The following is a 13,517-nucleotide window of genomic DNA, read 5'->3' on the forward strand; positions in this document are numbered from 1 at the left end:
CGTCAGTTTTCAAGTGGAGTCAGCCTCCACCCCGCCTGAAGAGGTAAAAAAGCTAATATCTTTCAACACGTTAACAATACTCGGCTGCGCGACAATACTAGATATAGCGGTAGGCGCTTACATGACTACAATTATCACTACATGGAAATCTCTTGCAAGGAGCGGGTATTTGGTGGCATCACGGAAACTGTAACGCACAAAGCTGCTTAGCGGCCGTTCGGCGTTACGGAAGAGCCGCGGTAAAGACGGCCGGACAAGGAGCAGTGAATGACGGCACAAATCGAACCCGCTATCGGGATGCCGCCAGGGGCAGATGTCTTTGACGATCTGCTTAAGGATGAAGCTCGGCTGCGCCAGTCCTTGGACAAGCATATGCGCAACGTCTTCGCTCCGGAAGCGAAGAAAGAGCTTAGACCGTTCACTTCGGGTGAAGTGGCCACGCTGCTCGGTCTGAGCCAGTCGCATCTGCGCAAGCTGCATTTCGACGGCAAGATTCCCGATGTGAATACAGACGGGCGCGGGCACAGGCTCTACACCGGTAAAAACATTCAGGACATCCGCCTAGCGATGGCGCGGACAGCAAAGGACCCGCTGCAGTTCCTGCCCGGCCGGGTAGGCAGCGACCATTTGCAGGTGATTGCGGTTTCGACCTTCAAAGGCGGCTCGGCCAAGACAACCAGCGCCGTTCATCTTGCGCAGCGTTTCGCGCTAAAGGGGTATAGGGTCCTGGCAGTTGACATGGACCCGCAGGCGTCGCTTACCACCATGCTGGGTCTCCACCCCGAACTCGATCTGACGGATTCCGGCACAATCTATGACGCCGTGCGGTACCAGGATCCGGCCCCGATGGAAAAAGTGGTCCGAAAGACCTACTTCCAGAACCTCGACCTGGCGCCTGGCGGACTGATCCTGTCGGAATACGAGACAGAGACCCCACATGCGATTCGTAAGGGCATACAGCCGCCCTTCTACCTTCGGCTGCAAGCGGCGATCGACCAGGTCGAGGACCGCTATGACGTCGTGTTCATCGACTGTCCGCCGCAGCTGGGCTTTCTCACCATGTCGGCGCTAGTGGCCGCCACCGGCCTTTTGATCACCGTGATCCCGAATATGATCGACGTGGCCAGCCTCAGCCAGTATCTCACAATGGCCACCTCACTTCTAAAAGTGGTGCAGCGCAACGATCAGCGGCTGGACTATGATTTCCAGCGTTATCTCCTGTGCCGCTACGAACCTTCGGACATGCCGCAATCGCAGATGGCATCATTCCTCCGGATGCATTTCGGGCAGCGGCTAATGACGGAACCGTTCCTGAAGTCCACTGCAGTTTCCGATGCGGGCCTGTCACAAAAAACACTCTACGAAGCCAATAGAGCCGAAATGAACCGCGCCACGCTGGAGCGAGCGATGGAATCAGTAAACCACGTGGCGGATGAATTCGAAACCGCTGTGCAGGCGGCCTGGGGGAGAAGCTGATGGCGCGCAAAAACGTCTTTGAAGGGCTGATGGCCGAATTCGGCGCCGAGGGTGAGGAAGCGGCCACCCCGGCTGAACGCGATCCTGTCGAAGCCGCCCGCGAGGCGCCCATTCCCCAAGCCTTCCGCCGCGGTCCCGTAGCAGCCCTGGAAAATGACATCAGATCAACCGCGCAGCGCAGCGTGCAGGAGATCGATCCGGAGCAGATCGAGGATACCGGCATGCGTGACCGGTTCCAGCTGGACGGTAACGATCTAGAGGAGCTGAAGCAAAGCATCGGCCAGCACGGCCAGCAAGTGCCGATCCTGCTCAGGCCGCATCCGCGGCTGAGCGGGCGCTACCAGGTCGTCTACGGCCGCCGCCGCCTCGCCGCGATCAAGCAGCTGGGTATCCCGGTCAAAGCACTGGTGCGCACCCTGTCGGATGAGGAAGCGATCCTTGCCCAGGGCCAGGAGAACAACCACCGTAAGGATCCTTCCTTCATCGAAAAGGCCGTGTTTGCGGGTGACCTAGAAGAAGCCGGATACGCCCCCGCGGTGATCCGCGAAGCGCTAGCGGTAAGCAAGAGCCACCTGTCGCACATGCGCAAGGTGCGCCAGGCGATCCCGCGCAATGTGATCGAGTGGATTGGCGAAGCACCGGGTGTTGGCTGGAAACGTTGGCACGCGCTGGCGGAGAAAGTACTGGAGCATGAAATCGACCCGGCCACTGTGCCGGTGACCGAGGCAGATGCCAAGCTGGAGTCGGCCAAGCGGTTCGACGCTTTTGCCCGGAGAGTGGAGGCGCAACTGGCGCCGAAGAAACCCGAAGCCCCTGCCCCGAAACCGGCACGGGCCGTGCGCGCACCGGAAGGCGGCGCCAAGATTGGGGAGGTTCTTACGACCGGAGGACGCACCATTCTGCGGACACACCCGAAACAACAGGAATTCTCTGAATGGCTTGACCGGCACGGAGAAGAAGCCCTGCTGCGCCTGCATGCGCAGTGGCAAGAGGAACAGGCGTCCTGAAAAGGGCGCCCGAGGCATAACAGGCAACACCAGCAAGGAGGCACAATACAGGAGACCAAAAAAAGAGAAGCTCCCCAAGACCGTAATCCCAGAGAGCCCCATCTATGTTTGCACCTAAGATGTACCCCGCTCTCTTCTGAACTGTCAACAACAACCCATCCGGTTGACAGGTAACTTGTGCCAAAAATTGCCGCTAGGCAGGGTACAAGAAGGATAAGGTGTGGCTTCCTGGTCCCTCGTGAAGAGCAGATGGCATTCAAACAGCTTATTCCGGCAACCGGGGTCCCTTCCCCGGCCGATCTCCCATGCCTGGACGGCAGCGATCCACGGCAAATGTTTTGGGACGTGATCACTAATCTCAAAGCAGCCAAGGACACCTTCAACCTCAAGGACCGGCATTTCAGCCTGCTGCAAGCGCTGGTCTCTTTCGTCCGCGAGCGCGGGGCAACCGGCACCTGGGTGGTGTTTGCCTCGAACGAAAAGCTTTGCGAGCGAGCCAATTGCATGGGAGAGCGCACAATGCGACGCCAGATTGCCCGGTTGCTCGAGGTCGGCCTTCTGCGCCGAACTCAATCCCCCAACGGCAAACGCTACGTGCACCGCGCCCGCGACGGCAGCATTTTGCAGGCCTATGGCTTTGATCTGGGTCCGCTTCTAGAACGCGCTAGGGAGATCGCAGCGCTTGCGGCAGAGGCCGAAGAAGAGGCCGTGCGCGTCCGCCTGCTGCGCGACCGCCTTTCCACGCTGCGGCGACAGTGGCCCATTGGTTCGGAAGAAGACAACATCATCCGCCTCGCACTTCGCCGCCGCCTAAACCGTGTTGAACTGGAGGCCCTCATTGGGCGGTTCACACCCTCGGATGATATCCCTCCCCCGCCCTGCTCCAAGTCCGTGTCTGGTAGCGAAGACCTGCTTGAGGCTGAAGTTTTGTCCCCCGATGACAGTCAAAATGTCCGCCACCATCAGAGATCAATACAGAAAAAAATTGAATCTGAAGAGTCCAAGGTCGAAGTTGAAACACTTGGCAAAGCAAAAAAAACTAAGACAGGCCACAAGGATGTACCTTCGCTCACTATGGCTGACGTCTTAGCAGCTTGTCCCGAGGCTTTAAGTTTCGCACAGTCACCAGTACGGAATTGGGTAGATTTACATCAGTTGTCGCGATTTCTCGCACCAATGCTCGGGTTGAGCCGAAACGTATTGGACAGCGCCGAGCGGGAATTGGGGCAGGGAGGCTTGACTTTGACTCTTTTGGCAATGACACAAATGCACAAGAACATTCGATCTCCTGGTGCCTATCTGCGAAGCCTTACTAACGGTTCTGCAACTGGCCGCTTCGATCCAGTTCGGTTGATCCAGAACCTTACCAAGAAAGTAGGCAACTGTTCATCCCTTGATGGTTTACCCGGGTAAACCATCAATAACATTCCGGTTTGCCTTGCCTACAAGATTGAGTGAATGGGGATTCTTCGAAGACACTACCTCAGACATGTTCAGGTCGGTTGTCTCTCAGGCTAGTAACACCTTAGCGAGGTAGATTGATGCGTTCCGCAATCTAGTCACACGGCATTCAATACTCGACTTTCAGATTTTGTCGCTTCAGAGCTTAGGAACTAAAAACCGCTAAAACACTCTGTCTCAGGTGCGGTAAGTCCACAAAAGGGTTTACCCGGGTAAACCGGAAAGGCGGTGTGACGCAAGTTCAGTCGATATCTACACACTGACGTGAAAGCATTCAGGTCGCTTGAAAGTGACTATGTTTAGCTAGGTGTTTAATCCCACAGCTTGATGGTGCGATCCATTCTGTGGAAGAGAAGGAAGCACTATGGGACAAGTTCGTCACAGCGGCGCCACGACTAAGCACGCCTATCCGAGCTGCAATAAAACGATCGCAAACTTCGACGGCGGCATTGAGCCGAGTACTCGATATCAACCCGAAGACGGTCGCGAATTGGAACAAGTGCGAGACGGTCGAGGATCCCAAGACCGATCCGAAGGAACCTCGCTCGACCGTTCTCAACGAGGCTTAGGAGGCTATGGTGGTAGCTTTCCGTCGGCGCACGCTCCTTCCTATGGATGATTGTCTTACGCCTTCCAGCCCTCGATCCCGCACCTGACCCGGTCAGCGCTGCACCACTGCTTTCAGCAGAATGGCATCTCACGGCTACCGGATGTAGAGGGGACAAACCCAAGCCTCAGCGCATTAATCTTTACGCCATCGGCTTCTTTCACATGGACATCGCAGATATTACAGACCGCCAGGATAAGCTCCATCTCTTCATTGCTATCGGCAAGACCAACAAGTTAACGGCCGCCCAACTGGTCGAGAAAGCCGTCAAGCGGACGGAATGTGAAATTCTGGAACACCTGTTGGAGGCAATCCCTTACCGAATCCACGCGATCCTGACCGACAACGGGGTTTAGTTCGCCGACCAGACCGTAGCCACAACACGATCAATTCCCAGCATATGCGCTTTGACATGTTGTGCGAAGCGAACGGGAACGAGCACCGGCAGACCAAACCCAACCATCCGTGGACAAATGGTCAAGTCGAGCGGATGAACCGAACAATCAAGGACGCCACCGTCAAACGCTCCCACTGCGACAGCCACGATCAACTTCTCATCCTCTTCGCCGATTTCATGGCCGCTTTTAACTTCGCCCAAAGGCTCAAGAGCCTTAGCGGGCTCAAGCCCTACGAATACAACTGCAAAGTCTGGACTTCAGAACTAGACAGTTTCATTGCCGATCCGATCCACCAGATACCCGGACTGAACACCTAGTTACCAACACAACCGAATTGCCGCATATGACTACAGTTATGAAGCCAAAACTTTCGGCAAGATCTCTTTTGGAACAAATTCGACAGGACAGGTTCCAAAGGTCTAGGGCAGGGGGGCATCTTGTGTTTCCGGCTCATCCTATTCGGGCCGCTCGGCCGGAATCAGGCCCTGGGTCTTGGCGCGGTCCAGCAGCATCTTGACGGAAGACACAGACCATTTTGCCCGCCCACGCGGTGTCCGCTCGCGCATGGCCTCCAGCCGGTCTGCAATCTGCTGCAGCGTGATGTCCGGAGCCGAGCCTGCAATGGCGGCAACAATCGTCATCAGCCGGTCATCGGGCTCCCTGCGCCGGGCGCGCTCAAGGACATGGCTTTCCAGGAAACCTTCGCGGACATAGCGTTTCGCCGCGCGGATCAGTCTTTCCCGAGACCATTGCCGCGCGCCGGATGGAAGCCGGGCATTGATGATCCGAACCACGTCCTCCCACGGCAGGTCGGGCCGCAGGCGGCGCACCTCAGGAACCCAGTCCTGCGCGCTTTCCTCCAGCCGCCGGAACAGGGCCTCATCGCGGGCAGCCTGTACTTTGCGGAGGGCGCTGGGGTCCTTGCTGCGTAGTCCGGGATTGCCACCGATCCGGCCCTTCGCCCGCGCCGATTTCAGACCGACCAAGGTGCGCTCCCGGATCAGTGCGCGTTCCAGTTCTGCCGCGGCGCCCAGCACCTGGAGGGTGAATTTTCCCTGTGGGCTGGAGGTATCGACCGGGTCGCGCAGGGACTTAAAGTGGACGCCTTTGGCCTCCAGCCCCTCGATCACCTCCAACAAGTGGGAGAGCGAACGGGCAAGCCGGTCCAGTCGAACGACTACCAACGTATCACCTGGGCGGAGCGTTTCAAAAAGTCGGTTCAGGACCGGTCGCGTCCGGTCGCCGCCGGACGCCTGTTCCTGATGCACCCGTGCGCAACCTGCAGCCCGAAGATCTTCAGCCTGGGCAGTGGTGGATTGGTCATCGGTAGAGACACGGGCATAGCCGATGAAGGGCATGGTGGATTCTTGAAGCTGTCTATTGGCGATCGTTCACAAGTTTGCCTGATCCGGAGCAATTTTCAATTTAATATGTCTCTATTAAACGGAGGTTTGAAAACGCATGCAGTTTTCGACCATTCGCCTTGGTTGCCAACTGTCCCTCTTGTTTCCTTGTTCCGGCCGGTGCGGCAGGGGAGGTTGCGGCGGCGCTGAGCGCGGTTCCTGGACAGCGGCCGGCGGGGATTCCGGAATTTACTTGGGTAATGGGCAAAAAGGCTATATTTTGCACATATGAAGAAAAGCCCATTTGAAACCAAAGGCGCCGGCATAGATGCCGGAGAAGGACCCTATGATGGTAAAACCGGGGAGAAGGACCTGTGGTTCCTGCCCGGACCGCCGGAGGAGGAGACGGACTTTCTGCCGCCGCTGCCGCGCGCCGAGCCGGATGAGCGGGCGCAGGTCGCCACGTGGGAACAGGCGCAGGCCGCGGAGGCGCTGCATCTGGCGCAGGCGGCGGCGCGGTTCGGGGCGCTGGATGAGCGGTTGCGGCGCGGGCCCGAAGGCTGGCGCCACAGGCTGGCGCTTGTCGAGGCGTCCGGGCTCAGCTGGCTGTCCGGCGACCGGATCTCCCCCGACAGGCTGGGGCTGTGGCAGGCGATGCGGGTCAGCGCGGCCGGTGATGATACCGCGGCGCTGCAGCGCACCGCCTGGGCGTTCCGCCGCCTGGCGGGCGGCCCCGGCCCGGGGGCGGATATCGCCGGGTTTCTGGGCCGCCATGACGCCCCGGGCGAAGATCCCTTGTCCGGCAGGATCGCCGGGTGGAATGCCATCATGAAAGCCGCATCCGACCTGCATCCGATCGTCCGCGCGTGCTTTGCCTTTCACCTCTGGCGGATGGCGGGGATCGGGCCGGAGGGCGACGTTCTGGAGGGCGCGGTGATCGCTGCGCGCATGTCGGCTGGCGAAGGGCAGGGCGGAGCGCTGTTTGCGCCGGTGCTGATGAGCGGGGCAGGCGGGCTGCGCGGCGGCGGCGAGCCGAAGGAGCGGCTGCACCGCTGGCTGCAGGCGGTGGATCAGGGGGTTCTCCGGGCGATGCGGCATCTGGATCAGCTGGACCAGTGGGAGAGCGACGCCCGCAGCCGCGCCAAATCCCTGTCGGGCCGCACACCACCGCAATTGATCGAGGTGTTCCGCAGCTGGCCGCTGGTGACAGCACCGCTGGCCGAAGAGCTGAGCGGCGCCAGCCGCGCGGCGGTGCAAAGGAACATTGCCTGGTTCGAGGCGCAGAACCTGGTGCAGGAGGTGACGGGGCAGGGGCGGTTCCGGGTTTGGCGGGCGTCCCTGAGCGGTGCGGCCTGAGCTGGTTTCCGGGCCGGGGTGCTGCAGCCGCCGAACAGCACCGGATTTGGATTCAGGTTCCCAAGCCGCCGCAACGTCGAGTTTACGCGGCCGGGCAGGGGGCTGCACTAGTGCGTTTCTTCGCCTTCTGAAAACCGCTATCGGCAGATTATGGATACCGGGGTGATCAATGAGATCGCCTTCATCGCCAAACTGTTCCAGGAGGCTGCGAGATAGGCAAGCTAGGCCGACGACAAACACAGCCCTCTGCCGTTAATGCAACGACCCAGATCTTAATCAGTAATTCGTCCATGTGCCTTTTGCAGTTCGGCTCTGGCCGATCATGTCGAATGCCGTTCGTGACAATCCAGCTGCAACGCCTTCCCGCCCCTAATCATCAGCGCCGCTCCTGCACAAAGTCTAGGTCCAGGTCTGGCAGACGGTCCAGTGGGTAGTCGGGATGCAAGGTCCAGATATTGTCGTGGTCGAGTTCCAGCGGGCGCAGGGTGCCGCCCGGGAAAGCCCGTGTCCTCAGCGCCAGTGCGATGTCCGACATCGCACCGGGATTATCGCGGAAATAGGAGTGGCCCGACCCGGCCGCGCCTTCGACCCGGATGAAATGCACCAGCCCCACCTTCTTCAGCGACGCCAGTTCGCCCGGGGCAAAATCGGTGGCATCCAGCCGCCCGAAGCGCGACTCCCGGGTCAGAACCGAGGCCAGGGCCAGCGCCTGATCCTCCGGGTTGATGTAGACGTTGACCTGTTCGAAGGCTGCAAATACCCGCTCGCTCATCAGCCGCTGCCGCACGAAACCGACGTCAATGTCGGGCGCAGCCAGGATCAGGGTGCCGGTTTTCAGCGTAAGCTTCGGCCGTAGGCCCCGCCCCCGCTCGCGGATCACCAGCTCGCGTAACGCGGTGGTGGCCAAATCGCTGCCGCGGGAGTGGGCAACGATGTCAATGTCCTCCACCTCCGGAACCGAGGCCAGCAGGTCCAGTGTTTCCTTCAGGTGAAACACCGAAAAATCCCCGGCCTCCCGGTCCCGGAAATACTTTAACAGGCCGGAATTGCCCGCCGGCCAGGAAAACATCATCGGCACCGAGCGGCGCCCGGCATAGTGCCAGATATTGGCCAATGTGGTCAGCGCATCGTCAAAGTCGTTGTTGAACCCGTGCACAAACAGAAGGATGCGGCCGGTTCCAGCCCGCCTGACTTCTGCCGCCACCGCTTTGCGGAACGCAGCCGAATAGGCAGCATATTCTCGCTCTGCCCGCGCCTCGGTCACGACACGGCCGTCCCGCCGCTCGGCCGGCAATGGCGTCTTGGAAAAGCGGATGCCGTCGCGGTATCCTGCCACCTTCAGCCGCGGCAGCCGCCCCTTTCCATCGGCATGGGTCAGCGCCACCAGTTCCGGCCAGTCCTGCACCCTTGTGAACTGCACCTGCGCCGCCCCAAAGGCCATGGAGTCCGACCGTTCCGCCAGATAGGTTACGGACCCGTCGCCGTTCAGCCGCTGCGACCGGTTGGTGACATAGAGCAGCCGCGGCGCCACCGTGCGCTGCGCCTCGGGCACCTTCTCCGCCTGATAGTTAAGACCGGTTGCATAAAGGTTGGGCGGCTTGGCCAGCCGGTCCACCGGTGAAACCGCACAGCCCGCGATCAGCAAGGCAAGCAAAAGACGGGTCAGCATCGGCCCTGCCGGTATCGCCATTTGCCGGACCCTTTCCTGTTGCGCGTCTTTCAAAAAGCTAGCCCGCTCCCTCACGCCCGGCCACTAAAAACTTCGTGTCAGCTGCCCGCGACTGCGAACGCCGACGGATTGATCAACTCCGCCGGGGCACGTTATCACCCGACATTGGCGGCAACCTTTATTCAATCAACTAAGTGATTTTCAGCTGCAGAGCCAGGACGGGGAGTGGGCAAAACCTGGTGGTCGACGTGGTAGGGTGAGGTTTCGGAACAAGGCGGGACCCACCATGGATGTAAGCATTTTTGTCGAGACGACATTTGACGATAGAGAAACCAAGAGGCGCAATATCGGTCGACTTCGCCGTGCGCCGGACGAGTTTGGTTCCGAGAATTTGGGCCTTCTGCTTGACGACGCAAAGGCCTTGTTGAGGCGCTTGCAGGAAGCGATTGTGCAAGATCAGGTCGGTGAAGCAATGAAGGCTCGCCGGAAATGCGATGGCTGTGGCAAACAACGCGCGATCCATGATGATCGAGGCCGTATTCTCGACACGCTTTTCGGGCGAATTCGGGTGAAGTGGCCGAGGCTTCGAGGCTGCTTGTGCCAACCGGCTGGGATCGCGAAATCTGGGCCGCAATCACCACTTGCCGGGTTGTTATCTGACCGTGCGACTCCCGAACTTCGGCGCCTGCAGGCTGAATTGGGGGCCAGGTACACGTTTCGGGAAGCCGCTCGAATAATCGAAATGTTCCTGCCCTGTTCGGCTCAGTTGAACACGACCGTTCGAAATCGCTTGGGTCGCATCGCCGACGAGTTAGGCCACGACGACGCGAGCCAAGGAGACGCGGATACAATTGCGCCGCCCTCACCACTGACCGTTTTTCTGGATGGTGCGCACATACGATGTCGGCCTGAATACCAGAAACGCCATCTGGATGTCGTAGTCGGCAAGGTTGAAAGCCCCAATATGAGCCGGCGGTTTGGCCTCGTGCAGCAAGCCGCCAGTTCTCCTGCAAAGCAGCTCCGACATGACCTGATCGCGCAGGGCTGGGACGGTCAAAGCAAAGTCACCGTGATTTCAGATGGCGAGCCTGCACTGCCGAATTTGGTGAGGCGTGCCGTTCGAGGTCCCATCACACACATACTGGACTGGTGGCATATCTCGATGCGGGTCAAGCACATTGAAAATGCGGTGCGGGGACTTCTGCAATCGAAGGGCTTTTCAGGGTTGCCGCACCTTTTCGAGCGACCTGCAGATACAGTGCGTTGGTACCTTTGGCACGGCAAAGTGATGACCGCCGCGACAATCCTCAACGTTCTTCAGGTCGACTGTGATCGTCTGCACGCCGAAACCCGAGAATTGCGAGAAGCGGCCAAGCGCGTCAAAGCCCGGTGCCAGGACCTCTATTCCTACCTTGCAAACAACTTTGACGCGCTCGTAGACTACGGCCATCGACACCGGAATGGCCTCGCAGTTTCGTCGTCCCGGGCAGAAGGCTGTGTTGATGACATCGGCAACACCCGCATGGGCAAGCGGCGGCGCATGAGATGGTCACCGCGGGGCGCGCATCGGGTTGCCGTCACTCGGGCCGCTGTCCTTGACGGAAGGCTAGGCGTCTCAAAGCGGGCCGCTTGACCACCAGGTTTTGCCCACTCCCGCCCAACGCGGCGCATCTCGGATTTAGAGTCAAAGCGACACCGGGGTTTTCTTGCCGCCACGCTCGAACACGCCGGACGCGCCCTCCAGGAGCGCCCGCTTCCAGCTGTGGATCATCGTCGGATGAACGCCAAATTGGCTTGCCAGCTCTGCAACAGTCCGCTCGCCCTTCAAAGCCTCAAGCGCGACCTTGGCCTTGAACTCAGGCGAATGGTTCTTCCGTTTCGACATCTCTGATCTCCTCTGCGTCGAAGATCAACAGACAGCAATTCGTAGCTTACGTCAGTGTCCGAAATTCAGGGGGTAGCTCACGCAGCCTTCCGAATTGGAGCTTCGCATTCTATTTCTCAATCCGTTTGGTGTCTCACCGAAAGATTTTCTGAACCAGCGGATAAAGTGCGAACTATCTGAGAAGCCGCATTCATAGCCAATTTCTGTAATTGAATGTGAAGAATTCAAAACACGCCAATGAGCGTGGCGCAGCCGCATTGATCGCCATACTGAAGCAGGCGAGGCATTGGAGAAACGTCTGAATGCCTTGCTAAGATGGCTGGCACTGCAGCCCACACGATCTGCCAGCTCTGAAATGGAAAAATTTTCGGAGAGGTTTTGGCGCATCATTGCGACTGCGCGCTCGACCCTTAAGTCTCCGCATCTTGCAAGTTCATCGAATGGCATCCGAGGCGGAGAAAACGCCGCACGTGGACGCTCTACGATCATGTCAGCCAAGCCTTTAGTGGCACGAGCTTGGCCGCATCGATGTGAAATAATTTCAAAGGCTGCATCAATCGCGGCTGTGCCGCCAGGGCATGTGATGATGTTTCCTGACTTGACAAGAATTTCCTGTGTTGTCGCCTCTATTTCAGGAAATAGGTCGCGGAACTCTTTGTCATGACGATAGTGAGTGGCACACCTTCGGCCCTCGAGAACGCCGGCAAGTGCTAGGGTAAAGTTTCCCTGACACAGGCTAACGATTAGTTTATCTGCGCTGTTTGCTTCTTGCAGAAAAGAGAGTGTCTCCGGTGGATGAGACATGCTGTGAGGCAACAGACCGCCAACGACGACTATGCAGTCACATTCATCGATGTCAGGAAAAGTTCTCCATGGCGTTACTTCTACTCCGCTGCTCGAAGTAACAGGGTCTAAGGTAGGTCCTACAATCTCCCACTGACAATAGATTTGCCTGCTGCGATCACCTTCATCGGCCGCCAGACGGAGTGCATCCAAAAAGCCGGCAAATGGCAAGATCGTGAATCTTGGAGATAGAACGAATGATACGCGCAGTTCCGATTCGGAAAGGCCATTGTTGGGACGGCCAAGTCTGCTGTCGTTTAACTCTTCAAAGGTAGTCGGGGAGGGCATTGATCAACCAGCGCTGAGTATGGGAGCGGTCCGTACTCAAATGTACTGAATCCGGCGTCAAATGTCCAATTCAAAGCCCTGTGCGGGACGTAGTTCGACATGGATCAGCGACTTCATAGGAGGAATGAAAATGTCACTGTCCATTCGAGCCACCGCGAGCCGCGCTGCCGGCGTACTGCTGGCGGCTTTCGTCGCGACCACTGCAACATCGTCGGTTTCAGAGGCTGCAACACGGCTCAAAATCTCAGGGCAGCATGCCACTGACCATTCTGCAACTGCAATGCTGAACCAGATCGCCGAAGATCTGGAAGCTGCGGAGGTCGGCCTGTCTGCAAAGGTATTCCCCGCAAATCAGCTTGGCGACTACACGCTTGTCTATGAAGACATCGTGCGTGGCAATGTCGACATTGCGCATTTGACCGTCCCCAGCCAGCTGGATCCCAACCTCGAAGCGAACTACTTCCCGTTTCTTGTGTCCAACTATGACGAAATGCGTAAGGTATACTCGCCAGGTTCCTGCTTCTATGGCGCCTACAGCAAAATGCAAGCTGACCTGGGCGTCCGTTTGCTGGGCATCGTTCCGGAAGGCTTCATCGGTGTTGGTCTGACCAAACCGGCCGAAAACCTGTTCGAAGTTGGCGCTGACAAAAACGTCTTGATTCGGGTTCCTCCGATTGACACCTTTAATTCCGGTGCTTCCGCGATGGGTTTCCGTGGCACCACTATCGCCTATGCGGACCTTTACCCGGCGCTGCAGACTGGTGTTGCAGACGGCTGGATCGGCGGAACTGCGGCTCTCAACTACTTCGGCTTCCGTGATATCGTGAAGGAATTCGTTCCTTACCGCGCCTATGTCGAAGCAACCGCGTTTGTCATGAGCGAGAAAACTTGGCTGGACTTGACACCTGAACAGCAGGGAACCGTCGCCGACGTGTTTGCGAAAGCTGCTGCTGAATCCATCGAGCGCTCTGAAGCGGAAGATGCAGAATACCTGGCTAAGCTCGAAGAAGCTGGCATCAAGGTTCACCCTTTCGAAGGTGAAGTTGCCCAGAAGTTCGCACAAGGCGTTCGCGATGAGGCATGGCCGGCACTGGAAGAGCGTTTTGGTTCTGAATTGATCAACTGCATGCAGTCCGATCTCAAGTAACGTCTTCCACAGTGTAGGTCCGCGCTGGAAACAGGCG

9 protein-coding genes and 2 pseudogenes are annotated in these 13,517 nt (G+C 58.4%); 7 read left to right on the plus strand and 4 right to left on the minus strand.

What is annotated here, in order from left to right:
* The first annotated feature begins 267 nt into the window (after positions 1-267).
* The 4 genes and pseudogenes from repA (at position 268) to K3555_RS22500 (ending at position 5,266) form a co-directional block, all read left to right on the plus strand.
* Complete coding sequence (gene repA / locus K3555_RS22485) at positions 268-1,476, plus strand: plasmid partitioning protein RepA (RefSeq protein ID WP_260009000.1); 1,209 nt, start codon at positions 268-270, stop codon at positions 1,474-1,476.
* Positions 1,476-2,483, plus strand: a complete 1,008-nt coding sequence (gene repB / locus K3555_RS22490) for a plasmid partitioning protein RepB (protein WP_260009001.1) — start codon at positions 1,476-1,478, stop codon at positions 2,481-2,483. The genes repA and repB overlap by 1 nt, the downstream gene beginning before the upstream one ends.
* A gap of 249 nt (positions 2,484-2,732) precedes the next feature.
* Positions 2,733-3,896: a plasmid replication protein RepC gene (gene repC / locus K3555_RS22495; protein WP_260009004.1), complete on the plus strand. Its 1,164-nt coding sequence runs from the start codon at positions 2,733-2,735 to the stop codon at positions 3,894-3,896.
* Positions 3,897-4,308: 412 nt separating this feature from the next.
* A pseudogene (locus K3555_RS22500) lies at positions 4,309-5,266 on the plus strand (integrase core domain-containing protein).
* A gap of 138 nt (positions 5,267-5,404) precedes the next feature.
* On the opposite strand, the gene K3555_RS22505 reads toward K3555_RS22500, so the two are convergent.
* Positions 5,405-6,307, minus strand: a complete 903-nt coding sequence (locus K3555_RS22505) for a recombinase family protein (RefSeq protein ID WP_260009005.1) — start codon at positions 6,305-6,307, stop codon at positions 5,405-5,407.
* A 273-nt stretch (positions 6,308-6,580) separates the two neighbouring features.
* Between K3555_RS22505 and K3555_RS22510 the strand changes: the two genes are divergently transcribed.
* Positions 6,581-7,648: a hypothetical protein gene (locus tag K3555_RS22510; protein WP_260009006.1), complete on the plus strand. Its 1,068-nt coding sequence runs from the start codon at positions 6,581-6,583 to the stop codon at positions 7,646-7,648.
* 376 nt (positions 7,649-8,024) lie between these two features.
* On the opposite strand, the gene K3555_RS22515 is transcribed toward K3555_RS22510, so the two are convergent.
* Entirely contained in the window at positions 8,025-9,338 is a 1,314-nt protein-coding gene (locus K3555_RS22515; protein WP_260009008.1) for an alpha/beta hydrolase, read from the minus strand.
* Between the two features lie 265 nt (positions 9,339-9,603).
* Between K3555_RS22515 and K3555_RS22520 the strand changes: the two genes are divergently transcribed.
* A complete protein-coding gene (locus K3555_RS22520) occupies positions 9,604-10,950 on the plus strand; it encodes an ISKra4 family transposase (protein WP_260009011.1) in 1,347 nt (448 codons plus the stop codon).
* An 87-nt stretch (positions 10,951-11,037) separates the two neighbouring features.
* Here K3555_RS22520 and K3555_RS22525 read toward each other — a convergent pair.
* Positions 11,038-11,202 (minus strand): annotated as a pseudogene (locus K3555_RS22525) (transposase); the annotation flags it as partial.
* Between the two features lie 51 nt (positions 11,203-11,253).
* The gene (locus tag K3555_RS22530; protein ID WP_260009012.1) at positions 11,254-12,333 is read right to left on the minus strand and encodes a GlxA family transcriptional regulator; all 1,080 of its coding nucleotides are present in this window, start codon (positions 12,331-12,333) and stop codon (positions 11,254-11,256) included.
* Positions 12,334-12,463: 130 nt separating this feature from the next.
* Here K3555_RS22530 and dctP point away from each other — a divergent pair, with 130 nt between their 5' ends.
* The gene (gene dctP, locus K3555_RS22535; protein WP_260009014.1) at positions 12,464-13,480 is read left to right on the plus strand and encodes a TRAP transporter substrate-binding protein DctP; all 1,017 of its coding nucleotides are present in this window, start codon (positions 12,464-12,466) and stop codon (positions 13,478-13,480) included.
* Positions 13,481-13,517 lie beyond the last annotated feature (37 nt).

This window comes from Leisingera sp. M527 (assembly GCF_025141525.1).
In the GTDB taxonomy this organism is placed as follows: Bacteria; Pseudomonadota; Alphaproteobacteria; order Rhodobacterales; family Rhodobacteraceae; genus Leisingera.